Source organism: Oceanobacillus halotolerans (assembly GCF_010993955.1).
GTDB lineage: Bacteria > Bacillota > Bacilli > Bacillales > Amphibacillaceae > Oceanibacillus_A > Oceanibacillus_A halotolerans.
Window position 1 is genome coordinate 491 of the sequence record NZ_WIXL01000021.1, and the last position, 25,943, is coordinate 26,433.

Annotated in this window: 27 protein-coding genes; 23 read left to right on the forward strand and 4 right to left on the reverse strand. The window is 35.3% G+C overall.

Annotation, left to right across the window (positions count from 1 at the left end):
* The 7 genes from GHC26_RS15995 to GHC26_RS15425 all read left to right on the forward strand — a co-directional run.
* Positions 1 to 202 (forward strand): transketolase-like TK C-terminal-containing protein (locus GHC26_RS15995; protein WP_226376965.1); only part of this gene is annotated, 202 nt, incomplete at its 5' end.
* Between the two features lie 381 nt (positions 203 to 583).
* On the forward strand, positions 584 to 1,039 hold the full coding sequence (sirA, locus tag GHC26_RS15400) for a sporulation inhibitor of replication protein SirA (protein WP_163972144.1): 456 nt from the start codon (positions 584 to 586) through the stop codon (positions 1,037 to 1,039).
* 45 nt (positions 1,040 to 1,084) lie between these two features.
* Positions 1,085 to 1,309 (forward strand): YneF family protein, encoded by a 225-nt coding sequence (locus tag GHC26_RS15405; protein ID WP_163972145.1) that lies wholly within the window; start codon positions 1,085 to 1,087, stop codon positions 1,307 to 1,309.
* 263 nt (positions 1,310 to 1,572) lie between these two features.
* Positions 1,573 to 2,277 (forward strand): cytochrome c biogenesis CcdA family protein, encoded by a 705-nt coding sequence (locus GHC26_RS15410; protein ID WP_163972146.1) that lies wholly within the window; start codon positions 1,573 to 1,575, stop codon positions 2,275 to 2,277.
* Between the two features lie 68 nt (positions 2,278 to 2,345).
* The gene (locus GHC26_RS15415) at positions 2,346 to 2,771 is read left to right on the forward strand and encodes a Na(+)/H(+) antiporter subunit B (protein WP_163972147.1); all 426 of its coding nucleotides are present in this window, start codon (positions 2,346 to 2,348) and stop codon (positions 2,769 to 2,771) included.
* Positions 2,772 to 2,789: 18 nt separating this feature from the next.
* A complete protein-coding gene (locus GHC26_RS15420) occupies positions 2,790 to 3,173 on the forward strand; it encodes a response regulator (protein WP_163972148.1) in 384 nt (127 codons plus the stop codon).
* 94 nt (positions 3,174 to 3,267) lie between these two features.
* Positions 3,268 to 3,732 (forward strand): CcdC family protein, encoded by a 465-nt coding sequence (locus GHC26_RS15425; RefSeq protein ID WP_163972149.1) that lies wholly within the window; start codon positions 3,268 to 3,270, stop codon positions 3,730 to 3,732.
* A 38-nt stretch (positions 3,733 to 3,770) separates the two neighbouring features.
* On the opposite strand, the gene GHC26_RS15430 is transcribed toward GHC26_RS15425, so the two are convergent.
* Positions 3,771 to 4,247, reverse strand: a complete 477-nt coding sequence (locus GHC26_RS15430; RefSeq protein ID WP_163972150.1) for a DUF2621 family protein — start codon at positions 4,245 to 4,247, stop codon at positions 3,771 to 3,773.
* 295 nt (positions 4,248 to 4,542) lie between these two features.
* Here GHC26_RS15430 and GHC26_RS15435 point away from each other — a divergent pair, with 295 nt between their 5' ends.
* From GHC26_RS15435 to GHC26_RS15465, 7 genes are all read left to right on the forward strand, one after another.
* Positions 4,543 to 5,676, forward strand: a complete 1,134-nt coding sequence (locus GHC26_RS15435; protein ID WP_163972151.1) for an ATP-binding protein — start codon at positions 4,543 to 4,545, stop codon at positions 5,674 to 5,676.
* Positions 5,677 to 5,953: 277 nt separating this feature from the next.
* Positions 5,954 to 8,659: an aconitate hydratase AcnA gene (acnA, locus tag GHC26_RS15440; RefSeq protein WP_163972152.1), complete on the forward strand. Its 2,706-nt coding sequence runs from the start codon at positions 5,954 to 5,956 to the stop codon at positions 8,657 to 8,659.
* A gap of 507 nt (positions 8,660 to 9,166) precedes the next feature.
* Positions 9,167 to 9,745: a redoxin domain-containing protein gene (locus tag GHC26_RS15445; protein ID WP_163972153.1), complete on the forward strand. Its 579-nt coding sequence runs from the start codon at positions 9,167 to 9,169 to the stop codon at positions 9,743 to 9,745.
* Positions 9,746 to 9,882: 137 nt separating this feature from the next.
* Positions 9,883 to 10,158 carry an FbpB family small basic protein gene (locus GHC26_RS16000; RefSeq protein WP_226376966.1) on the forward strand — a complete coding sequence of 92 codons (276 nt, stop codon included), beginning with the start codon at positions 9,883 to 9,885 and terminating at the stop codon, positions 10,156 to 10,158.
* A gap of 137 nt (positions 10,159 to 10,295) precedes the next feature.
* On the forward strand, positions 10,296 to 10,523 hold the full coding sequence (tlp, locus tag GHC26_RS15455) for a small acid-soluble spore protein Tlp (RefSeq protein WP_163972154.1): 228 nt from the start codon (positions 10,296 to 10,298) through the stop codon (positions 10,521 to 10,523).
* Positions 10,524 to 10,653: 130 nt separating this feature from the next.
* Positions 10,654 to 11,079, forward strand: a complete 426-nt coding sequence (locus GHC26_RS15460; protein ID WP_163972155.1) for an acyl-CoA thioesterase — start codon at positions 10,654 to 10,656, stop codon at positions 11,077 to 11,079.
* A complete protein-coding gene (locus GHC26_RS15465) occupies positions 11,079 to 11,378 on the forward strand; it encodes a hypothetical protein (protein ID WP_163972156.1) in 300 nt (99 codons plus the stop codon). Before GHC26_RS15460 ends, GHC26_RS15465 begins: the two co-directional genes overlap by 1 nt.
* Positions 11,379 to 11,760: 382 nt before the next feature.
* On the opposite strand, the gene yidD is transcribed toward GHC26_RS15465, so the two are convergent.
* From yidD to plsY, 3 genes are all read right to left on the reverse strand, one after another.
* On the reverse strand, positions 11,761 to 11,988 hold the full coding sequence (yidD, locus tag GHC26_RS15470; protein WP_163972157.1) for a membrane protein insertion efficiency factor YidD: 228 nt from the start codon (positions 11,986 to 11,988) through the stop codon (positions 11,761 to 11,763).
* 25 nt (positions 11,989 to 12,013) lie between these two features.
* Positions 12,014 to 12,940 (reverse strand): GTP cyclohydrolase FolE2, encoded by a 927-nt coding sequence (gene folE2, locus GHC26_RS15475; protein ID WP_163972158.1) that lies wholly within the window; start codon positions 12,938 to 12,940, stop codon positions 12,014 to 12,016.
* Positions 12,941 to 13,021: 81 nt separating this feature from the next.
* Complete coding sequence (gene plsY, locus GHC26_RS15480) at positions 13,022 to 13,606, reverse strand: glycerol-3-phosphate 1-O-acyltransferase PlsY (protein WP_163972159.1); 585 nt, start codon at positions 13,604 to 13,606, stop codon at positions 13,022 to 13,024.
* Between the two features lie 239 nt (positions 13,607 to 13,845).
* On the opposite strand from plsY, the gene GHC26_RS15485 reads away from it, so the two are divergent.
* From GHC26_RS15485 to GHC26_RS15525, 9 genes are all read left to right on the forward strand, one after another.
* Positions 13,846 to 14,262, forward strand: coding sequence for a CoA-binding protein (locus GHC26_RS15485; protein WP_163972160.1), 417 nt, complete (start codon positions 13,846 to 13,848; stop codon positions 14,260 to 14,262).
* Positions 14,263 to 14,419: 157 nt separating this feature from the next.
* Positions 14,420 to 16,372, forward strand: a complete 1,953-nt coding sequence (gene parE, locus GHC26_RS15490; RefSeq protein WP_163972161.1) for a DNA topoisomerase IV subunit B — start codon at positions 14,420 to 14,422, stop codon at positions 16,370 to 16,372.
* A 39-nt stretch (positions 16,373 to 16,411) separates the two neighbouring features.
* Positions 16,412 to 18,865, forward strand: a complete 2,454-nt coding sequence (parC, locus tag GHC26_RS15495) for a DNA topoisomerase IV subunit A (RefSeq protein ID WP_163972162.1) — start codon at positions 16,412 to 16,414, stop codon at positions 18,863 to 18,865.
* Between the two features lie 181 nt (positions 18,866 to 19,046).
* A complete protein-coding gene (locus GHC26_RS15500; protein WP_318937156.1) occupies positions 19,047 to 19,628 on the forward strand; it encodes a TetR/AcrR family transcriptional regulator in 582 nt (193 codons plus the stop codon).
* A 917-nt stretch (positions 19,629 to 20,545) separates the two neighbouring features.
* Positions 20,546 to 21,688 carry an acyl-CoA dehydrogenase family protein gene (locus tag GHC26_RS15505; RefSeq protein ID WP_163972163.1) on the forward strand — a complete coding sequence of 381 codons (1,143 nt, stop codon included), beginning with the start codon at positions 20,546 to 20,548 and terminating at the stop codon, positions 21,686 to 21,688.
* 29 nt (positions 21,689 to 21,717) lie between these two features.
* Positions 21,718 to 23,058 (forward strand): acetyl-CoA carboxylase biotin carboxylase subunit, encoded by a 1,341-nt coding sequence (locus GHC26_RS15510; RefSeq protein WP_163972164.1) that lies wholly within the window; start codon positions 21,718 to 21,720, stop codon positions 23,056 to 23,058.
* A gap of 18 nt (positions 23,059 to 23,076) precedes the next feature.
* A complete protein-coding gene (locus GHC26_RS15515; protein WP_163972165.1) occupies positions 23,077 to 23,292 on the forward strand; it encodes an acetyl-CoA carboxylase biotin carboxyl carrier protein subunit in 216 nt (71 codons plus the stop codon).
* A 46-nt stretch (positions 23,293 to 23,338) separates the two neighbouring features.
* A complete protein-coding gene (locus GHC26_RS15520; protein ID WP_163972166.1) occupies positions 23,339 to 24,121 on the forward strand; it encodes an enoyl-CoA hydratase in 783 nt (260 codons plus the stop codon).
* Positions 24,122 to 24,138: 17 nt separating this feature from the next.
* Positions 24,139 to 25,668, forward strand: a complete 1,530-nt coding sequence (locus tag GHC26_RS15525; RefSeq protein WP_163972167.1) for an acyl-CoA carboxylase subunit beta — start codon at positions 24,139 to 24,141, stop codon at positions 25,666 to 25,668.
* The last annotated feature ends 275 nt before the right edge of the window (positions 25,669 to 25,943 follow it).

Consider the following 25,943-nt stretch of genomic DNA (forward strand, 5'->3'; position numbering starts at 1 on the left):
TAACGTCATCCCACCAAGTGTGAAGAATAGAGTTGCAATTGAAATGGGATCTTCCTTCGGCTGGGAGCGTTATGTAGGCGATAATGGTATTATTCTTGGCATTGATCGTTTTGGGGCTTCCGCAAACGGAGAAAAAGTGGTGCAAGAATATGGCTTTACTGTTGATAATGTAGTCCAACATGTAGAATCACTAGTGAAATAATAGAGAAACCCCAGTAATGATGATCTCTCGTTACTGGGTTTTTCATGGTTTTTATTAGCATGTGTTGCTATGTAATTTAATGTTTTCTCTAGGCTGTTTTCTAAAAGGTTGTTGCTTTTTTAAGTATAAATCTTAATGCACAGTTGATATATGATGCGCAGTAAGTATTTAACATGATATACTTCATTCCTTATAAGATGAGTGCTAAACCAACAAAGAATGCGAAAAGAGCCTTTTTTCTAAGGTAAGTGAACGACTTACAATAATTGATACTATTATTCATAACCCTTCGACAAAACTAGTGGTATTTTATACCGCGTTGTGACATATATTTTATTAGAAAACTGTATAATAAAATATAAATGAAATGGAGGGATACTAGTGAAAGCATATTCTGTCTTTTGGATGAAAGAAAATGTTGCAAATCACTTTTACTATAAGAGTGATATTTTATATCGATTCTTAAAAGAATATCAATTCAATAGTAACCGAACAGATTTAATCAAACAATATCACTATATAACAAATACCTTTCCAGTAGATTCTCTTATTAATAATATCGTAGACCACCACCAAAATGCACAAATAAACCGAAGAGATAATTACATAGAAATTTCGATGAATGGACACTTTATTTCTTTACATATTTTCGAAAAACATATAAAATTTCGTTGTGAAGTGTTACATGAGGCGGAAGTTCTATTATTTCCTATTTTGCGCTTGTTTCACCCGTATTTATTTATTATTAGTAATGATTTAGAAGACTATGGTTGGATATCACCTGTAAAGAATGAGCGAGAGCAAAAATTAGAACAAGTATTGTATTCTTGCCTTTGATTTACTATACTGTATGAGAGACAACATGAAGGAGGAAATCTTTAAATGGACGTGATTTGGGTCGTACTAATAGCTATTGCAACGTTGATTGCTGGTGTTGCTCTTGGATTTTTTATTGCTAGAAAATATATGATGAATTATTTAAAGAAAAACCCACCAATTAATGAGCAAATGCTTCGTACTTTAATGATGCAAATGGGGCAAAAGCCATCCCAGAAAAAAATCAATCAAATGATGCGTGCAATGAACAACCAACAACAAGGAAAATAAACCGCATGCCAACACCCCTTGTGATTTACTGGGGTGTTTTTTTACATAAATTTCCACATAGTATAACCTAGCTAGTAATCATGTCGAGTCACCCTCAACTGATTGAAGATACACTTTATTCCATATGAGTGTAATTTCAGCATAATACGTATTTCTTCCTATAAATGCAAAGGGGAAATTTCGGATAATTGTCATATTCCATACACTAATTTATGTCTTTCTTCTGTTAAAATAGGAGAAGCTATTATAATAGGAGGATTATTATGTCTGAAATAAACATATTTCTCGCTTTTGGTGCAGGTTTTTTATCTTTTATATCCCCTTGTGTATTACCTTTATATCCAGCATTTCTATCCTATATAACGGGTATGAGTGTTAGTGAAATAAAAGATGATAATAAGAAACTGAATAACAAAAGCTTATTACATACCATATTCTTTTTACTTGGATTTTCAAGCATTTTTATAATGATTGGTTTTACGACATCATTTATTTCTGAGTTTTTATTAACATACCAAGATATTATTAGACAATTAGGTGCTATTTTAATTATCTTTTTCGGTCTTGTCATTGTAGGAGTTTTTAATTTTGAATTTCTTATGAAAGATAGAAAAATAACCTTTAAAAATCGACCAGCTGGCTTTTTTGGTTCCTTTTTGATCGGGATGGCCTTTTCCTTAGGCTGGACACCATGTACAGGTCCGATACTTGCTATTGTCCTCTCATTGGCAGCAACCAATCCAGAAGTTGGGATGGTTATGATGATCAGTTATATATTAGGATTCTCTATCCCATTTTTATTACTGGCCTTTTTCATTGGGAAGATGCAGTGGATTAAACGAAACAGTAATCGGTTTGTTAAAATCGGAGGATACATTATGATTTTTATGGGTATAGCGTTATTTTTTGATTGGATGACAAAACTCACATCCTATTTAGCTGGATTATTTGGATTTTACGGTTTTTAAAGTGTATTTTTCATTTGCATTGTATTATGATATTATTATGAAACAAACGAAGTAAAGGGGTATTTGTTATGTATAAACCGAATAATCTTATCTTACGTACAACAACCTCATTAATCGCTTTTATTTTGCTAGGTTTTGCGGTATATTTATTATTTGCAGGACATAATGCTCCAGGAGGCGGGTTTGTAGGGGGATTAATGACTGCTGCAGCAATTGTGCTAATGTATATATCCTATGGAACAGAAGTAATGAAGAAAATTTTACCAATTAATTTTCGTACATTAATTTCGATCGGATTACTTGTGGCGGTTCTAACTGGTTTTGGAGCCTTCTTATTCCAACAACCATTTCTAGCACATACATATGATTATTTTATGTTTCCATTTTTTGGCGAAATTGAACTTGCTACAGCAATGTTATTTGATATAGGCGTTTATTTAACGGTTTTGGGAGTAACAATTACAATTATTTTATCAATTGCAAATGATCAATAACTAATGGGGGAATAATTGATGGCTAGAGTACTTGTAGTTGACGATGCAAATTTTATGCGCGTTACAATCGGAAATATTTTAAAAAAAGAAAAACATGAAATTGTTGGTGAGGCATCTAATGGGGAGGAAGCTGTCCAACAATATAAAGAATTACAACCAGATTTAGTAACAATGGATATTACAATGCCAGTTATGAACGGGATTGAAGCGATCAAAGCTATACGGGAAATCAATCCTAATGCAATAATTGTTGTTTGTTCTGCAATGGGACAACAAAAAGTAGTAGTAGAGGCAATTGAACTAGGTGCAAAAGATTTTATTGTAAAACCTTTTGATGAAAATCGGGTATTAGAAACAATAAATCGCGTGTTGGACAAGTGTGAAAAAATAACAAGTAACTAGTCTAAAAACAAAGCGCTGTTAAAGAGTGTTGAACAGACTAAGTTCACTATCCATTAAGCGCTAGAAATTGTTTACCAGAAAGAGTGATATGGTTATGTTTTGGATAGTGGCTAGTACCATTGTTGCGATGTTTATGGCTGTTGTAATGATTTTCATTCGCTTAAGATCATCCAAAAGACCAACTAGTATTAAACGAATAATATTGCCACCCTTGTTTATGAGTACAGGTGCCTTCATGTTTCTTTTTCCAGTCTTTCAGGTAAGATGGATTCAGGTTTTGGAATCATTGAGCGTCGGAATTATCTTTTCGATTTTTCTAATTAAAACCTCTAAATTCGAAATCCACAAGGGTCAAATCTATTTAATACCTTCTAAAGCGTTTATCGTTATTTTATTTGGTTTATTGGCAGTTAGAATTATTATGAAAATAATCATAGGTAGCACAATCTCTTTTGGGGAAACAAGTGGTATGTTCTTTTTAATCGCTTTTGGAATGATCCTTGCTTGGAGATTAGCCATGCTATATAAATTTAAACAATTGGAAAAAAAGTTAGAATAATGGAGGTATAAATAAACCATGTACTTAAAGTACATGGTTTATTTATTTTTATAACGAACTTGCCAGTTAGTTTCATAGTCAGCTTTTGCTCTTTTAAAAAGGGGTTCATATGGTGTTACGTCAATATCTTTATCCTTTAATTTTTTCCGAAGAAACTTATGGTCACGTTTTGGTGTTGCTAAAATATAACCCTCTATCAACACTTCACGTGTAATCTTATTTTTATTCTGCTTTAGTGCTAATTCACCAATTTTACTAGCTATTTTTTGTCTGGCTACATCTCGAAATAATTCTGGTACGGGTGATACCAATTCTTCTAATAGTACTTTTTCCTCCTTTTCCCACATCGATCTCGTTTTCTCCATATAATATTCTTCCCAATCAAGTGTCGATTTCCCATCTTGTTTTGGCATTCGCTTTAAGAATTTGCGGAACATAAAGAAACCACCAATAGCCATTAAGCCAATCATTATAAAACCCCATAAAATAATAAGATAATCCACTAGTTCAGACATTTTATCACCCAGTCTCTATTACTAATTTTCATTTTTAGAAAGTAAATTTTACAAAAGATTTATTTTTTATATTATTTATAGTACCATTACATGGAATGCCTTTATAACATTTTGTTACAAATTGAAACATAAATCATCTATTGAATATAATATAATATAATTACATACAAATGATACTATATTTATTATATTCGGTTTGTATTAGGTGAACAAGTATCATATTTTAATATATTATGTCATATTTATGAATGTAGGGGTAAAGGTTTTGTGATAGTTCGACAAAGGGGGTATTTTTATGGAGTATGATAACGAAAGATATCGCAATATCGTTTCCACGAAAAAAGAAGAAGTTACATCACCTAAAGTGAATAGCGATCTTCACCATTTGATGGATTTGTCAAGTCTCCCTTCATTTATATTGCAATGGATTGAGCATAACAGCAATGATATTATTACCATTTGTGATGAAAAGGGTAATCTAATTTATGTATCAAAGACGGTGGAAGATGTCTTAGGGTATCAGCCGTCGGAATTAATGGGGACTTCCTATTATGACAAAATTTCAGAGGATGACCTCAGTAATATAAGAAAATATTTTGATAAAGACTCAGATGAGTTGCAATTATTTATGTTTCATATGCGTACGAAAGATAGCAAATTGGTTTGGCTCCAATCTTCTACTGGAAGAGTTTCTGATCCTGAATCAAACAGAACGTTTCTAGTTTCTATCCTAAAAGATATTACGGAAAAAAAAGAAGCAGAAGAATTGATGATTCGTTCGGAAAAGATGTCTGTTGCTGGACAACTTGCTGCAGGTATTGCACATGAAATTCGGAACCCATTAACCTCGTTAAAAGGCTTTTTGCAGTTATTGCAGGCAGGTGTTAATCATAAAAAAGAATACTATAAAATTATGGTTGATGAAATTGAAAAAATGGAAACCATTACATCAGAATTATTATATATTTCAAAACCACTCACTGAGTATAAGCAAGAGGAGTCACTTCAACAAATGCTTGATGACGTAGTGGCTTTGCTAAAGCCACAAGCAAAATTACGAAACATTATTATACGCTATGATGTAGCTTCTAACATAACTATATACTGTGATCGATCACAAATTAAACAAGTATTTATCAATCTAATAAAAAATGCAATAGAAGCAATGGAAAATGGTGGGGAAATAAAAGTTACAGCAACGAAAGAAGATAAAACGATTGCAGTTGATGTTGTGGATGAAGGGCCTGGTGTACCAGAGGAGATTATACATAAGTTAGGGGAGCCGTTTTTTACAACGAAGCAAGATGGCACTGGTTTAGGCCTAATGATAACGCAGCAAATTTTGGAACGACATGATGGTAAGCTTGAAATTATGCGTAATGAGAAAAAGGGAAGTACGTTTCGAATTGAATTACCGATTCAACACTAGTAGTCTAATTCGTATAGTATAAGTTTAGCCATTAATTGGATATATCGATATATAATTTTTACTTATCACTTTACATAATTTTTTACTATATAGTTTATTGCTATAATCATTTGTTTTATACGGTCTTTTGATTTAAGATATATTATGGATGTTGAATCTTATACTTTTATGTAGAAAGACTACTAGATTAAGAGCATAAGAAAATAAGATCGCTTTTGTCAGCAAGAAAAGTTTGGTAAACAACAAGACAAAAGTGAACTGAAAGGGGTAAGAATACATGGGAGAAAATACGTTTAATGCAAAACGTAAGTTTGATTTAAATGGTAAAACGTATAATTACTACGAATTAAAAGCTGTAGAATCATTGGGATTAGGTAATGTGTCACGTCTACCATTTTCTGTTCGTGTTTTGTTAGAGTCACTTATTCGCCAACATGATGGACGAGTAATTAAAGATGAACATGTAAAAGGATTAGCTGAATGGGGAAAAGAAAATAATGGTGTAGATGTACCATTTAAACCTTCTCGTGTTATTTTGCAAGACTTCACAGGTGTTCCAGCAGTGGTTGACCTTGCTTCATTACGCAAAGCAATGGTTGATATGGGTGGAGAACCTGATAAAATTAATCCCGAAGTACCCGTTGATTTAGTAATTGATCACTCAGTACAAGTAGATCAATATGGTACAGCGAATGCCTTAAAAGCTAATATGGAACTTGAATTTGAACGTAACGCAGAGCGTTATGAATTTCTTAACTGGGCACAAAAAGCCTTTGACAACTACCGTGCAGTACCACCTGCAACTGGTATTGTACACCAAGTAAACTTAGAATATATTGCGAATGTTGTTCATGCATTGGAAAATGAAAGTGGTGAGTATGATGCATTCCCAGATACACTAGTAGGAACAGACTCTCATACTACCATGATTAATGGTTTAGGTGTACTTGGTTGGGGTGTAGGTGGAATTGAAGCGGAAGCAGGTATGCTAGGCCAACCTTCCTATTTTCCAGCACCTGAAGTAATTGGTGTTAAGTTTACTGGAAGCCTTCCACAAGGAACTACTGCAACAGACTTAGCATTAAAAGTTACACAAGTACTCCGTGAGAAAAATGTAGTTGGAAAATTTGTTGAATATTTCGGACCAGGACTTAGTGATATGCCATTAGCGGATCGTGCTACTATCTCAAACATGGCACCGGAATATGGTGCAACATGTGGTTTCTTCCCGGTAGATGCAGAAGCACTAAACTACTTGCGACTAACTGGACGCAGTGAAGAACAAATTGCACTAGTAGAAAAATATTGCAAAGAAAATGATTTATGGTATTCACCAGATCAAGAAGATCCTGAATACACAGAGCTTGTTGAAATTAACTTATCGGAGTTAGAACCAAACTTATCAGGTCCTAAACGTCCACAAGATTTAATTTCATTATCAAATATGCAAAAAGAATTCAATAAAGCCGTAACAGCACCTGAAGGTAATCAAGGCTTTGGTTTGGATAAAAAAGAATTTGATAAAGAAGTAAAAGTAGAGCATCCAAATGGAAAAACATCTGTCATGAAAACAGGTGCATTAGCGATTGCGGCGATTACTTCATGTACCAATACATCTAATCCATATGTCATGTTAGGTGCAGGTCTCTTAGCTAGAAACGCTGTGAAAAAAGGACTTCAAGTACCTGAGTATGTTAAAACTTCATTAGCACCAGGTTCAAAAGTAGTTACTCGTTATTTAGAAGATTCTGGTTTAATGAAATATCTCAATGAATTAGGATTTAACTTAGTTGGGTATGGATGTACAACATGTATTGGTAACTCAGGTCCGTTACGTGAAGAAATTGAAAAAGCTATTGCGGATAATGATTTACTAGCTTCTTCTGTATTATCTGGTAACCGTAACTTTGAAGGCCGTATTCATCCATTAGTAAAAGCAAATTATCTTGCATCTCCACCATTAGTTGTTGCCTATGCATTAGCAGGTACGGTGGATATTAACTTAACGGAAGATGCTTTAGGTACTGATGCGGACGGTAATCCTATTTACTTAAATGATATATGGCCAGCAATGGATGAAATAAAAGAAGAAGTGAGTACTGTTGTAAACCCAGAAATTTTCCGTAAAGAATACGAAAATGTATTTGATTCCAATGAAAAATGGAATGAAATACAAACAACTGATGAACCTTTATTTGAATGGGATGAAGATTCAACTTATATCCAAAACCCTCCATTCTTTGAAGGATTATCAAAAGAAGCTGGTACGGTAGAATCTTTAAATGACTTACGTGCTATTGGTAAATTTGGTGATTCTGTTACAACAGACCATATTTCACCAGCAGGAGCCATTGCAAAAGATATGCCAGCAGGAAAGTATTTACAAGATAAAGGAGTTTCGCCACGTAACTTTAACTCTTATGGTTCTCGTCGTGGTAATCATGAAGTTATGATGCGCGGTACATTTGCTAATATTCGTATCCGTAATCTTTTAGCACCAGGAACAGAAGGCGGCTATACTACTTACTGGCCAACTGGTGATGTAATGCCTATTTATGATGCTGCCATGAAATATCAAGAAGATGGTACAGGCTTAATTGTCATCGGTGGTAAAGATTATGGTATGGGATCATCTCGTGACTGGGCTGCTAAAGGTACAAACTTACTCGGAATTAAAACGGTAATTGCCGAAAGCTTTGAACGTATTCACCGTTCCAATCTTGTTATGATGGGTGTATTACCATTACAATTCGTCAAAGGAGAAAGTGCTGATTCACTTGGCTTAACTGGTAAAGAAACTTTCCATATTGAAATTGACGAAAGTGTAAAACCGCATGATTTAGTGAACATTAAAGCAGTTGATGAGGATGGAAATACAACAGAGTTTAAAGCTGTTGCACGCTTCGATAGTGATGTTGAGGTAGATTACTATCGCCATGGTGGTATCTTACAAATGGTTTTACGTAACAAATTAGAAGCTTAATGAAACGGCAGTGATTACACTATAGTGTAATCACTGCTTTTTTACACGTTAGGAAAGTATAACATTTTTTATCCCAAGTATAGGAAAAACTAACGTATTCGCTAAAGGACGGGCGAATGCGAGTTTTTCTTATATGGTTCATTTTCATTTTTTAAATCGGCACTTTTTGCATACTTTGCTGTTTTCTACGACGCATAATCTATATTATGTGCAGTAGTTTTAATATGTTTCCTTATCATCCCTTATAGGATGAGTGCTAAACCACCGCAGCGTAAAACACTCGCTTTCACCATGGGCACAAGAGCAACATCTGTTCAAACGTATAATACACCTTATATACAAGATGTTCATACTAGAAAGCAACAATTTTTTAGAAAACCAACCTTAAAACTAATTGGCATTCTCTGAACGTTTTCTGAACATTTTCTAATGTGCTTTACATTATATAAAAATATACCTACTATATAGATGTAACGATAAGAATTTGCTTTTAAAAGGAGATACTCCATGTATAAAAAAATAATTGCTACAGTAGGTTTGGTATTATTACTAGGGATCTTAAGTTATAATGTACTTGATCTAAATCGCTCAAATGAAAGCACTAATCTAGAAGTTACAACGGAAGCTTCTGTTTTAGATGCACCTGAGGGATTAAAGGAGGGCAATCAAGCACCAGACTTTGAACTAGAAACATTGTCTGGGGAAACAATACGCTTGTCAGATTTACGGGGGAAAAAAGTATTTCTTAATTTTTGGGCAACTTGGTGTCCTCCTTGTAAAGAAGAGATGCCTGAAATGCAAACTTTTTATGAAAAATATCAAGATGAAGTGGAAATTGTTGCGGTTAACTTAACTTGGTCAGAAGCAAAAGACAGTGATGTTAAGGAGTTTATTGACGAGTATAATTACACTTATCCAATCTTGTTAGATAAAAAAGAAGAAAATTCAGTTAGTAATGATTTATATAGTGCTATTACCATTCCAACAACTTATTTTATTGGGACTGATGGAGTCATCCAACAGCCTAGAAAAATTGGTCCGATGACACAAAGCTTTATGGAAGAAATGATGAATGCTCTTGATTAAGAAATAATTAACACCCTTGAGGTAGGAACTTTGTAAGTTCATTATAAGGAACTTCTGTTAATGTCTCCTTACAATCACATGGCCTTATTCATAGTATAGTCAGACTCTTGTTATATATGGCATAAAATTCCAAAGAATTGGTAATACTAGCTTTTAGAAAACTTGGCATTCGCCAAGCCTTTAATGGAGAATGCCTTAGTTGCACTTATGCAGGAGGAAAGTTTTTTATACTTTCCTATCTGCTAAAAAAGGAGCTGATTACCATTTCATTAAAAAAGAAAGTGTCTTTTGATGAATTAGTACAAGAAAACCGTCAACAAATCCTAAAAGATAAAGAATTATTAAATCAAATTGAAGAAAATTTAGAAACCAAAATCAATCAAACCGACCAACGAACTGCAGAAGAAAATTAACAAAACGGGGATGATGCCCATTTTTCAAAGGGTTTTATCCCTGTTTTTTGTATATTTTATATTACCCTTCAAACAATAAATATGACCCATAATAACTAGGGTTATTTGATATTTCTCACTTGGGAGGAGCGTAAACGATGAGTCAACATGATAAGACACCCAAACCAGATGATCGTAGCGATAATGTAGAAAAGCTGCAGGACATGGTACAGAATACTATTCAAAATATTGAAGAAGCGCATGAGACAATGAAGTTTGCTTCAGGGGAAGAAAAAGAACAAATTAAAGAGAAAAATAAACGTCGTGAAGAAGCTATTGAAGGCATGCGAGCTGAAATACGTGATGAGTACCATGATCAGCACTAAATAAAGAGTTGTTGCCTCAAATCAGTTAATGATTTGAGGCTTCTTTTTTTATCAAAGACCCGGAAAAGCTCTTAACAAAGAGTAAATTATTTAAATGTGATAAAATATTAAAAGATGGAGGGGAAATAAAATGAAAAAAGTTACAACACCAATCGAGGTTAGGTATCAAGAAACAGACCAAATGGGCGTTGTTTATCATGCAAATTATTTAATATGGTTTGAAATTGGCCGGACAAAATATATAGAACATTTAGGTTTTAACTATAATGACATGGAAAAGCATAATGTAGTTTCTCCTGTTGTAGATGCCAATATATCATTTAAAAAACCAATTCGATATGGTGAGAAAACATCAGTTCAAACTTGGTTGGAGTCCTATGATGGGATTCGTACTGTTTATGGGTATCATATTTTGGATAAAGATAACAATGTTGCAGTAAGTGGAACAACCAAACATGTCATTGTCAAAAAAGACTCATTTCGTCCATTATCCTTACGTAAAGCTTTTCCTGATTGGCACCATGCATACAAAGCACAATTAAATGAGGGATCCTAATGGCATTTGGTTTAAAAAAAGCGGAATTACATAAATGGAAAAAGAAAGTAAAGAATGGAGAAATTGCATTTTTAACACATTATTGGCTCGATGATCGCTTCCCTGGTTGCTATACAGTAACAAAAGTTGGTTGTATTGATCGGGAAAAGCTAATAAAATGGGGAACTTACTATAACTTACAACCAGAATGGATACACGATGATAAAGACTTTCCACATTTTGACTTATTTGGTGATAAGCAGAAGGAGATTTTGAAAAAGGAAAAACTAGAAGACCATATTGATAAATTTAACTTATAAGTTACCACACTTTGCTGTTTTTAACGTCCCATCTTCTATATTGTACGACATAAAGTTTTAGCTAATTACCGCTACGGAAAAACACTTCGCTAGGAAAAGAACAGTCTGAAGCGTTCCCCGCGGCAAAGAAGACACTGTGAAAACGACCAGAGTGAGTTTGAACAGAGATGTCGCGCTTGTGCCCATGGTAAAAGCGAGTGTTTTCCGCAGTGTTGATTTAGCACTCACCTTTTTAAAGATGGAGGAAGGCATACTAAACTTTACGTCGCATAATTTATAAACTATTTATTAAGCTATGTTGAACAAGCTATGTTGTACAAGTCAACAATCTTTAGCAAACAATAAAAAAACAGAATAAAAAGGGCATGGTATGAATGCCTTTTTATTCTGGTTTATCTTTTTCAGGTACAAGATCAATACCACCAGGATGAAAAGGGTGGCATTTACTAATTCTTCTAATCGTTAGATAGCCGCCTTTAATTGCACCAAACCGCTTAATAGCTTCTAATCCATATGCAGAACACGTTGGATAAAAACGACATATAGGCGGTTTTATCGGGCTAATAAATTTCCGGTAAAACCTAATAATCCCAATCAACAAATACTTCATGTTAGCTGCACCCTTTTTGATTCATCTACATAGTACGTTTATCATATGAAATTGATGCAATTGCATCATGCATATGAATAGATTCTTCATTTTGACAGGATACATGAAATGCTTGTACTATTGGTGTCTCATATAAGTCAGCGGCAACTAAACGAACCATATCCTCTACAAATCGCGGATTTTCATATGCTTGTTCAGTAACCATTTTTTCATCAGGCCGTTTTAGCACGGGATGTAATCGTGCGCTTGCATTACTTTCAGCAGCTTCTAATAGTATTTCTTTCCAATCATAAGTTGCCTCATCAAAATCATTATCTAATATTACTTCCATTTTAACTTGTCCACGTTGATTATGGGCACTATATTCGCTAATTTCCTTCGAACAAGGGCATAATGTAGTCACTAAACCTGAAAGTTGAGCCTTCAACTCATAGCCTTTTATTTTATCATAAGTTACGGTTATACTCGCCTCAGCGTGGTTAAGTCCTTTTAGATCAGATTGTGGACCCCTTCGTTCAAAGAACCATGGGAAAGAAACAGTGATAGATGCGTCATTCTGTTTTAATCGTTCTGCTAAATCTTTTGTAAATTCCTTTAATGTCGTAAAATCAACAGGAAAGCCCTGTTCATGGTAAACACTTAATTGTTCCGTAAAACGACTCATATTGGTTCCTTTACTTGATTGATCAATACTTGATGTGAACTGGAATGTCCCGATGCTAGTTTGATTTGTCGGATTTAATTTACTATGAATGATGACTGGATGCTTTACATTTGTAATTCCGACAGCATCTATATGAAACAAAAAGTCCTTCTTTGTATTTTGTAAATCTGCCATGTCTTTTTTCTCAACTGGCTTAGTTTTCGGTCCTGGCTCTACAGAACCAAATAATTTATGTCGTTCACTTTTTGTTGGTAATGATGATTTTGCAATTGTATTTGGTCGATTCATGATCGATTTTGTCCCCTTTCTTTAATGGACTAATAAAAAGTATACTTCAGATAAATTAAATATTCAATTGGTTGATTTCAGTTACATCCACTTTATTTTTGGTTCTGTTTTATTCTTAATCCGTTTTATATTTTCCCTATGACGGTAAATAACAAATACAGTTAATAGTGACAAGATAATAATTAATCCAACATCCTCCTGTAACAATAATGCCATTATAGTAGAAACAATACCAGTAAGCATAGATGCTAAGGAAACATATTTCCAGATATACAATGCTAGCAGAAAAGTAGCTACCATAATGACAAATAATATTGGACTTACACCAAGTATTAATCCACCTGAGGTTGCTACAGCTTTCCCACCTTTGAATTTAGCGAAAAGCGGATACACATGACCTAACACAGCAAAAATACCAATTATTAAAGGATATACCTCTGCAGCAAATAAAACTGGTATAATAGTAGCAGCAGTTCCTTTCAGGATATCAATTAAGGTGACAAATATTCCTGCCTTTATACCAAGCACACGAAAAGCATTTGTTGCCCCTAAGTTTCCACTTCCATGTTCTCTTACATCAATATTATAAATCATTTTACCAATAACCAGAGCAGATGGTATTGAGCCTAATAAATAAGCAATAATTGCAAATATGATATAATCCATATTACTAGCCTACCTTTATTCTATAATTAGTTTTTTTTGGTTTAAAATAATATACAAGTACACCTTTCATACTGTCAACGCTTGCTCATTCATTTTATCACGAAGTTGTCAAGAAAAATACTATAAAATGTCACATCTATTATTTTAGATGTTGATTCTAAAAAAACAACACCGTATAATGTAGCAAAAGAAGGGACGTTTACAATCTTATCATTTAAAATAGAAAAGGTGATGACATAATGGCATGGGAAAATCCCTCAAATGAAGTAATGCAAGAAATTCTAGAATCGTCTAAAACGATAGCAGTTGTAGGATTATCGAATAATCCTGACCGTACTTCTTATCAGGTATCCAAGATTATGCAGGAATCCGGTTATAGGATTATCCCAGTAAATCCAACCATAGACGAAGTATTAGGAGAAAAAGCTTATCCATCACTTTTAGAAGTTCCAGATCAAATTGATATTATTAATGTGTTCAGAAGACCTGAGTATCTCACGGATATCGCAAAAGATGCGGTACAAACGAACTGTAACATTTTCTGGGCGCAACAAGGAATTGTAAATGAAGAAGCTTTTCACTATTTAAAGGAACATAATTTTACCGTTATAATGGATCGTTGTATAAAGGTATTACATTCATTATTAGTTAAATGACGGTGCACACCAAAGGATGACTAACTGTGTAGTCATCCTTTAGTGGTCATAAACTTGTATCTCTATTTTACATTTACAAACATTCGTTCTATGATAATAATAGATGGTTCAAGAAAAGAAATATAGAAATGGGTTGGGAAAGGGGACAGTGCAATACATGTCGAAACAATCATTACAATATACAGATGAATCCATACAAGTTCTAGAGGGACTTGATGCGGTTCGTAAAAGACCAGGTATGTACATTGGTAGTACAGATCTCCGTGGGCTACATCATTTAGTTTTTGAAATTGTTGATAACGCAGTAGATGAGGCACTTGCAGGATTTGGGGATACCATTAATGTAACGATACATAAAGACAATAGTATTTCTGTACAGGATCATGGACGGGGAATACCCACAGGAATTCATCGTACGGGAAAACCTACTATTGAAGTTATTTTTACCATTCTCCATGCTGGTGGAAAATTCGGGCAAGGAGGCTATAAAACAAGTGGTGGCCTACATGGAGTAGGTGCATCTGTTGTTAACGCATTATCGGAATGGTTAGAAGTAACTTCTTTTCGAGATGGACAAATCTACTTTCAACGATTTGAAAAGGGTGGTCACCCTGTTGGTGAATTGGAAAATAAAGGTCCAACCAGAAAAACTGGATCAATTATTCATTTCAAACCAGATCCAAGCATTTTTTCTACTACCACCTATAATTTCGATACCCTTACAGAACGATTACGAGAAGCAGCCTTTTTATTAAAGGGCTTAAAAATAGAAATTAAAGATGAACGTACAGATGTTAAAGAAATATACGAATACCCAGATGGGTTAGAGGCTTTTGTAAATTATTTAAATGAAGAAAAAGATACACTTCATCCAGTCGTCTCGTTTGAAGGGGAAAATCAAGGAATTGAGGTGGATTTTGCCTTTCAATTCAATGATGGATTTGCAGAAAGTATGCTATCCTTTGTTAATCACGTTCGTACAAAAGATGGTGGAACACATGAATCTGGTGCACGCTCAGCTATTACAAGAATGTTTAATGATCATGCTAGAAAAATATCCTTACTTAAGGATAAAGATAAGAACTTAGAAGGCACAGATATTCGAGAAGGATTCACTGCTATTATTTCCGTTCGAGTCCCAGAGGAAAAACTTCAATTTGAAGGTCAAACGAAAAGTAAACTAGGTACTTCAGAAGCAAGATCTGCAGTAGATGCTATCATCTCTGAAAAACTAGCATACTTTTTAGAAGAAAACCCTGATATTGCAACAACGTTAATTAAAAAAGCGATTCGAGCAAAACAAGCTCGTGAAGCAGCAAGAAAAGCAAGGGAGGATGCTAGATCTGGAAAGAAAAAAAGACGTAAAGATGCGTTATTAAGTGGAAAATTAACCCCTGCTCAATCAAGAAATGCTGAGAAAAATGAGTTATATTTAGTAGAGGGAGATTCAGCTGGTGGATCAGCGAAGCAAGGAAGAGATCGTAAATTTCAAGCAGTATTACCGTTACGCGGGAAAGTGATTAATACTGAAAAAGCGAAACTAGAAGATGTATTTAAAAATGAAGAAATCTCTACGATTATTCATACCATCGGTGCAGGTGTAGGAGGAGACTTCAATCTAGAAGATGTCCAATATAATAAAATTGTAATTATGACGGATGCCGATACGGATGGTGCACATATCCAAGTATTATTGCTTACATTCTTTTACCGCTACATGCGTTCTTTGGTAGAAGCTGGAAAGGTCTTTATTGCATTGCCACCACTCTATAAGATTTCAAAAGGAAAAGGAAAAAAAGAAAAAATTGTATACGCCTGGGACGATGATGAAATGCGAAAGGCGATAAACGAGTTCAAAAATGGCTACACCATCCAACGCTATAAAGGGCTTGGTGAAATGAACGCCGATCAGTTATGGGAAACAACCATGAATCCGGAAACACGAACTTTAATTCGTGTTACGATTGATGATTTAGCTAGAGCAGAACGTAGAGTCACTACACTTATGGGGGATAAAGTTGAACCTCGGCGAAAATGGATTGAAGGTCATGTAGCATTCGGGCTTGAAGAAGATGCAAGTATTTTAGAAAATGAAAATATTCATTCGTAGTAAAGCATAATAGAATATGAATAAACAGGGGGGACTGTCTTGACTCAACAAGAGAAATATTTAGATCTTCCATTAGAAGAAGTTATTGGAGATCGATTTGGTCGTTATAGTAAGTATATTATTCAAGATAGAGCACTACCAGATGCACGGGATGGATTAAAACCAGTACAACGTAGGATACTATATGCCATGCATCAGGAAAAAAATACACATGATAAAAGTTTTCGTAAATCTGCTAAAACAGTTGGGACCGTAATTGGTAACTACCATCCACATGGTGACTCATCTGTATATGAAGCAATGATCCGACTTAGTCAGGATTGGAAGGTCCGCAATGGTTTAGTTGAAATGCACGGTAATAATGGGAGTATTGATGGAGACCCACCTGCTGCAATGCGTTACACAGAAGCTAGACTATCTAAGATCGCCTCAGAATTGCTACGTGACATTGAAAAAGAAACAGTGGATTATATACCAAACTTTGATGATACAATTGATGAACCTGTTGTACTGCCAGCTCGATTTCCTAACCTTCTAGTTAATGGTTCAACTGGTATTTCTGCTGGTTATGCAACTGATATTCCGCCACATAATTTGGGAGAAGTTATTGATGCCGTTATTATGAAGATGGATAAACCTGATGTTAGTATTGATGAAATAATGTCCGTATTAAAAGGACCAGATTTCCCTACAGGTGGCATTATTCAAGGTGTGGAAGGAATTAGACAAGCATATGAAACAGGAAAGGGTAAAGTAGTTGTTCGAGGAAAAGCAAAAATTGAACCAGTTCGAGGAAACCGTGAGCAAATTGTGATTGATGAAATTCCATATGAAGTCAATAAAGCAAGTATGGTCAAGAAAATGGATGAATTGCGAATTGACCGTAAAGTGGAAGGAATTGCAGAAGTACGGGATGAAACAGACCGTACTGGACTAAGGGTTGTCGTAGAGCTGAAAAAGAATGTAAACAGTGAAGGAATCCTTAATTATTTGTATAAAAATACAGAATTACAAATAACGTACCATTTTAACATGGTAGCTATACAAGATAGAACGCCAAAACGATTATCCTTGCTATCTATACTTGACTCCTACATACAGCATCAAAAAGAAGTCACAACGCGTCACACAACATATGATTTACGTAAAGCAAAAGATCGATCTCATATTGTAGAGGGGTTGATTAAAGCTGTTTCGGTGCTTGATGAACTAATAGCAACTATCCGTTCTAGTGAAAACAAACAGGATGCTAAAAAACGTATAATGAAGCAGTTTGATTTTACCGAACCCCAAGCAGAAGCTATTGTGATGCTACAGTTATATCGATTAACAAATACAGATATTACTTCATTAGAAGCAGAAGCAAGTGAGTTACGGAAGCAAATAGAAGAATTAGAATCTATTTTAGGTAGTGAAAGAAAGCTATATCAAACCATTAAGAAGGATTTAAAACAATTGAAAAAAACCTTCATGGATAAACGAAGAACCGAAATTGAGAAGAAAATAGAAACCTTAAAAATTGATTTGGAAGTAACGGTCGCAAGTGAGGATGTTCTTGTTTCCGTTACAAAAGATGGCTATATTAAACGTACTAGTTTGCGCTCTTATTCCGCTTCAAATGGGGAAGGCTTTGCAAAAAAAGAGGATGACCATATAATTGGCTTAGTCGAGATGAATACAACAGATAAATTATTATTGTTTACAAATAAAGGTAAATATGTGTCAATACCAGTTCATGAACTACCTGATATTCGTTGGAAGGATACAGGGCAGCATTTATCCAATTTGACAACAATGGACAAAGATGAACAAATTGTAAAATGTATACCAATTCGTGAGTTTTCTGAAGATCACTACTTAGTGTTCTTTACGAAAAATGGCATGATCAAACGTAGTGAATTAGTGCTATATAATGCACAACGCTATTCTAAAACATTAATTGCTTTAAATGTAAAAAAAGACGATGAAGTTGTAAATGTTGAGTTAACGAATGGACATGCTGATATTTTTATTGTATCTAATAAGGGATTTGGATTATGGTATCATGAATCCGAAGTGTCTGTTGTTGGTCAACGAGCAGCTGGGGTTAAAGCAATCCAGTTGAAAAAGGATGAATATGTGGTAAATGGCCAAGCATTTGATGAGCTAAGCGACCCATCCATATTTCTTCTAACACAGCGTGGTGCTTCTAAACGAATGACATTACGACAGTTTGAAAAATCAAATCGAGCAAAACGTGGACTTACAATGCTTCGGGAATTAAAACAAAAACCTCATCGTGTGGTTGGGTTTTATGTGATCGGTGAAAATGACACGATTAATTTTATAACAACTAATGGAAAAACTCATCAATTATTTCCATTAGAATTAAGTACCAGTGATCGTTCTAGTAATGGTTCCTTTGTGATCGATACAGATAATGAAGGTGAAGTAGAAGAAGTATGGAAAGATGCCCATTATGAAAAACCATTTAATGAAAATGATGATTCCTAACTAGTATGGAAGAAAACGCAGACATTAATTGTCTGCGTTTTTTCATTACATTTGAGTAATGCATTCTCCCACATGAAGACCTAACCCAACTATGAAAACACTTCCTATATTCAGAAAAGTATGATAAGGTATAGGTAATGAGGAGAGAGGAGGGGTTAGAACGGATTTACGTAATCGTATCATTCAATCTGCTTTAGTTTTATTTGAACAACATGGTTATCATGGTGTATCAGTGAATGATATTGTAGAAAATGTTGGAACATCAAAGGGGGGCTTTTACCACCATTTCACATCAAAGGATGAGTTATTATTTGTCATTCATGACGCATTCATTTCATATGCTTTAGAAAAAGCAACCATTGCAACCAACACCTATCAGACTCCTACAAAAAAACTTCAAGCCATTGTAAATGATTTTGTAAAAGTGTTTGATCTATACAAATCACACATAGCTGTTTTTTACCAAGAGAGTAATTACTTACAACCTAAATATAAGAAGTTAATAAAGCGGAAAAGAGATCAGTTTAAAAATATTATTATTGCAGTCATTGACGAAGGAAAAAAGCGTGGAGAATTTCGTCGTGATATTCCTACCGATATAACTAGTATGGCAATTTTGGGTATGGTTAATTGGACATATAAATGGTTTAAAAGGGACGGCTCGAAAACGATAGATGAGATTAGTGATGTCTATATTGATTTGCTGCTTCATGCGATATTAAGTGAAACAGCTTATCCTCGAAAACATATGTTAGGACTGTAATTGCGTAACCAAATATTGTCGCTATATACAAACCAACCAGTCGGTCTTTTATGTAAAACTATTTTCGAACACTTTGTTATTCTCGTAGATGATATAAAATGCGACATAATAAGAATCTTTGATTTCCACTCTGGACAGTTGCTTTCACCATGGGCACAAGTGCGACAGCTGTTCAAACTTATTCGTTTTCACAGTGTTTCCTTGCTGCGGACAGACGCTTTTAACTTCCACGGGTAGAAAAGCGTAAGTGCCTTGGTCACCACCGATTAGAAAACTTGGCTTGTCGCCGAGTGGCGAAAGCCTTAGTTGCACTTATGCAGTAAGAAAGTTTTTCTTATCTGCCAAGCTTAAGCTGATATCCTCTACGTGGCACTCTTCGCCGCACAATGGAGGATTGACTAAAGACCCACGAGTGGGTAAGTGCTGGCCATTGAAAACACGTGCGTCCTTATGTCTGTTGGCAATAGGATGTCCTGTTGAGTCTCACTGGCTAAAACCGTCAGGTCAATCGCAACGCCAGTACTAGCACGTCCTGTCCGTCGAAGCTAGACTTTCGGTAGCCAAACCCGATTCCAGCGGGGTTTTCAGTTGTTGTTTTTTCCTTAGTGGTCGACTGCCCTCGCTCCAATCAGCTATCGTATTAGTAACAACAATGGTAAAAAGTAGAATAATACAAAACTAGCGAAAAAACACGAAGACCCCTGCAGGACAGCGTGCAGGACATCGAAGACATTCGAGTCTCCACAGTGAGCGTTCTTTGTGAAGCGAGGAGTCTCAGCGCGAGCCTGCAGAAAGCGTAGTGTATTTCTGGAGCGGTTGATTGTGTCGCATTATATATCAACTATTCATTAAGATTCATATTGGTAAAAGCAAAAATTTTTAGAATACAGCTTTATGTTAAATAAGGGGGGGTTTTGATGGATTTTGAACTAACGAAGGAACAACAAATGATCCAACAGATGGTTAAAGATTTTGCAGAAGGAATAATTAAGCCGAGAGCAATAGAAATTGACAAAGAGGCAAAATTTCCAATTGATATCTTCAAAGAAATGGGAGAGTTGGGGTTATTAGGTATTCCGTTTCCTGAACGCTATGGTGGTTCAGATGGTGATACTATATCCTACGCAATTGCAGTTGAAGAAATTGGAAAAGTCTGTGGTAGTACTGGCCTTAGTTATGCTGCTGCTGTTTCTCTTGGTGCAAGTCCCATCTATTATTTTGGAACAGAAGAACAAAAGCAAACATATTTGAAACCATTAGCAGAAGGCAAGGCATTAGGCTCATTTGGATTGACCGAGCCAAATGCTGGATCTGATGCAAGAGGAACAAAAACGACAGCAGTAGAGGATGGTACTGATTATATTATTAATGGAGAAAAATGTTTTATCACGAATGCCAGCTTTGCTAAAACAATAATTGTAACCGCTTTAACAGGTAAAGGTGACAGTGGGAAAGACATTATCTCCGCTATTATCGTTCCTACTGATACGGAAGGACTAACCATTACGAGTAATTACGACAAAATGGGAGTTAGAGGGTCTGATACAGCAGAAGTTATCCTAGATAATGTGCGTGTCCCTAAAGCAAACTTATTAGGTGATCCAACAAAAGGTTTTAAACAATTTTTGTACACATTAGATGGCGGAAGAATTTCCATTGCGGCTTTAGGTGTGGGGTTAGCTCAAGCATCTTTAAATAAAGCGCTTACCTATGCCAAGGAGAGAAAACAATTTGGAGCATCCATTTCCAATTTTCAAGCAATTCAATTTAAGTTAGCAGATATGGCGATGGAAGTGGAATTAGCTAGAAATATGGTCTATAAGGCTGCATGGCTAAAAGATAATCAAAAACCGTTTACCAAAGAAGCTGCATATGCAAAGCTGTTTGCTACAGAAACTGCATTTCGTGCGGCAAATGAGGCCATTCAAATACATGGTGGGTATGGATATATGCGGGAATTTGAAGTAGAACGATATTTACGTGATGCCAAGCTTCTAGAAATTGGCGAGGGAACATCTGAAATACAGCGTCTTGTCATTGCTAGACAATTAGGTTGCTAGAAATAGATTTTATGTTAGGGGGGGAGTATATGATCAAAAAAATATTAATAGCAAATAGAGGAGAAATTGCAGCTCGTGTCATCCGTACTTGTAAACAATTAGGAATCACTACAGTTGCTGTTTATTCTGAAGCAGACCAGAAAGCACCATATGTTAATATGGCCGATGAAAAGCATTTGTTAGGCGGCCCTCGTGTACAAGAGAGTTATTTAAATATCGATAAAATCATCTCTATTGCGCGAAAAACAAACGTTGATGCCATTCACCCAGGCTACGGCTTTTTAAGTGAGAGTAGTATATTTGTGGAAAAATGTGAAGAAGCATCCATTACATTTATTGGACCTCCCAAAAAGGCAATCGAACAGATGGGAAGTAAAATTAAAGCAAGAAACCTGATGCAGCAGGCAGGAGTACCCGTAATACCTGGGACAGAAGAGGCAATTAACAATATAGATGAGGCAATAAATATTGCACAATCAATTGGATATCCCATCATGTTAAAAGCTTCCCATGGTGGAGGTGGCATTGGAATGCAAGTAGTACAAAATGAGCAAGATCTTGTAAAATCTTTTGAAAGTAATGCGAAACGAGCTCAAGCTTTCTTTGGAAATGGTGCCATGTTCATGGAGAAAAAGATAGAAAATGCTAGACATATCGAAATTCAACTTTTAGCTGATCATTTTGGAAACGTGATTCATTTATTTGAAAGGGATTGTTCCATTCAACGTAGGAATCAAAAAGTAATAGAAGAAGCACCTTGCCCATGTTTATCACAAGAGACTCGAACTAAAATGGGAGAGGCTGCTATAACAGCAGCAAAGTCCTTAGGATACACTAACGCTGGAACAGTGGAATTTTTGGTCGATGAAAAGGAAAACTTTTACTTTTTAGAAATGAACACACGTATTCAAGTAGAACATCCGATCACAGAAGAAATTACTGGAATAGACATAGTAGAAAAACAAATCGAAATTGCAGATAGAAAAGTACTTACCATAAAACAAGAAGATCTAAACATATCTGGATATGCAATGGAAGCAAGAATTTATGCAGAAGATCCAAAAACATTCCTTCCATCACCAGGACATATTCATACATTTTCTATTCCAAAAGAAGATTATATTCGCCATGAACTAGGGGTAACAGAGAATTATGATGTGACACCTTTTTATGATCCGATGATTGGTAAATTAATAGTGAAAGGTGAAAGTCGAGAACTTGTCGTTAATAGATTAAAGGAAGCATTACTGCACTATAAGGTTGAAGGAATTAAAACGAATATACCGATGCTCTTAAAAACACTGGATCATGAAGCATTTCGGAAAGGGAATATCACAACAACATTTGTTGAAAATCAACTAAATAAATAATGATAAGGGGGAATTAACATGCAAGAATTGAAGGCAACGATGGCAGGAAGCGTGTGGAAAATAACCGTAAATAAAGGTGATGTCGTAAAAGAAGGACAAGATGTTGTTATACTAGAATCTATGAAAATGGAAATTCCAATTCCAGCTGAACAAGATGGGGCAATCAAGGAAATAAAGGTGTCGGAAGGGGATTTTGTTAATGAAGGAGATGTCATCGCAGTTATAGAGGGTTAACGAAAATTTCGTTGTCACCTAGCATTGATATAGGAGTGAATGAAAGATGAGCATGTTTGTTAACTGGGATTTAGAAAATGATCATATTGCTATTATTACAATTAACCGTCCGAATGCTGCAAATGCCTTATCCAGATCAGTGATAGATGAATTTAACAATTGTATCCATCAATTAAATCAAGAAGAGGACGTTCGTTGCGTTATTATAACTGGTGCTGGAGAAAAAGCCTTTTGTGCAGGTGCGGATTTAAAAGAGAGAAAAGGAATGTCAGAAACTGAAGTAATGGAATCTGTTCGATCCATTAGCAGGATAGCCACCTCTATTGAAAGGATAACTGTCCCTGTAATTGCTGCTATAAATGGTGCTGCATATGGTGGGGGGCTTGAACTAGCACTCGCTTGTGACCTCCGAATCGCTTCTAGACAAAGTAAAATGGGATTAACCGAAACATCCCTAGCTATCATCCCTGGTGCAGGGGGAACACAACGCTTGTCTCGATTAATAGGACTTGGACAGGCAAAACGCTTAATCTATACTGCTAAGCCAGTTACAGCAGAAGAAGCCTTCAAAATAGGTTTGGTGGAAGAATTAACAGAACCTAAACAGCTAATCGAACACGCCATGAAGCTCGCACATGCTATTAGTAAGAATGGGCCAATTGCTGTAAAACAAGCTAAGAAAGCTATTAATCAAGGATTTCAGACGGATATAACAACTGGTTTAGAAATTGAGCATTTATGTTACACGAAAACACTTTTTTCATCAGATCGATTAGAAGGTTTACAAGCATTTAAAGAAAAAAGAAAGCCAGTATATGAAGGAAAATAATTGCAGGAGGTCTCTTAATGGATTATATAGATACCTTACATAAACGTATAAAACAAATTGAAAAGGGTGGACAAGAAAAATATCACCAAAAAAATAAAGAAAAAGGAAAACTATTTGTACGTAAGCGATTGGAATTATTATTTGATCAGGATATAGATGTAGAAGATGCATTTTTTGCAAACTGTATGGAAGAAGATTTACCGTCAGACGGTGTAGTGACTGGAATTGGAAGGATAAATGGCCAATCCGTTTGTGTTATGGCAAATGATTCAACGGTTAAGGCGGGATCATGGGGAAAACGAACGGTTGAAAAAATTATCCGTATTCAAGAAACAGCAGAAAAACTAGAAATCCCTATATTTTATTTAGTAGATTCAGCAGGAGCCCGAATTACGGATCAAGTTGAAATGTTTCCAGGCCGAAGAGGTGCTGGCCGTATTTTTCATAATCAAATAAAATTATCTGGGCGTGTGCCACAAGTTTGTCTTCTATTTGGTCCTTCTGCAGCAGGTGGGGCCTATATCCCTGCATTTTGTGATATTGTCATCATGGTAGATGGAAATGCTTCCATGTATTTAGGCTCACCTCGAATGGCTGAAAAAGTAATTGGTGAAAAAGTAACCTTAGAAGAAATGGGTGGAGCAAATATGCATTGCTCTGTATCTGGTGTAGGAGATGTATTAGTTAAAACAGAAGAAGAGGCAATTGAATACTCTCGCAATTATTTACAGTATTTTCCATCCAATTTTCGTAAGAAGCCAAACGCTATACAACCTAGAGAAGTCAAAGCTGCTGAAAAATCAATTTCCGATATTATACCCGAAAATCAAAATGCAGCCTTTAATATGTATGACTTAATCAACCGAATTATTGATGAGAATAGTTTTTGTGAAATTAAAAAGAAATTTGCCCCTGAAATTATTACAGGGTTAGCTCGTATGAACGGTAAATCAGTTGGAATTATTGCAAACCAACCACGAATGAAAGGTGGAGTGCTGTTTCCGGATTCTGCAGATAAAGCGGCGAAGTTTATCCAGTTATGTGATGCATTTAATATTCCATTATTATTCTTAATGGATATACCAGGCTTTATGATTGGTACGAAAGTAGAACGTGCTGGTATTATTCGACATGGTGCCAAAATGTTAGCAATGATGAGTGAAGCAACAGTTCCTAAGATCTCCGTGGTTGTTCGTAAAGCTTATGGTGCAGGGCTGTATGCTATGGCAGGTCCAGCATTTGAACCAGATTGTTGTTTAGCCCTACCAACTGCGCAAATTGCTGTTATGGGACCTGAAGCAGCCGTAAATGCCGTTTATGCAAACAAAATAGCAGAACTGCCCGAGGAAGAACGACCTGCATTTATCAAAGAGAAACAGGAGGAATATAAGAATAATATTGATATTTATCGATTAGCCTCTGAAATGGTTATTGATGCTATTGTAGATCCAGATCATTTAAGGAATGAGCTAGTAAAACGATTTGAACTATATGAGACTAAATATGTAACCTTCACAGAAAGAAAACACGGTGTTTACCCTGTTTAATTTTACATTTAAAACCTTTGGTAGTATTTTTACTATCAAAGGTTTTTTATTTATACCAATGAATTAGTTTACCATAATAATATTATGTAAAATAGATAGAAACAAACCTATTTTAATTCCCATATAGAAATGATATTCTGATAGTGTGCTTTTATTAACTAAGAATCTTTTCACATATTTTGTTGTTTTCTATGACGCATAATCAATATTATGCGCAGTAGTTAGGATATGCACATAGCTTCGCTACGGAAAAACACTACGCTTTCCGCGGGGGA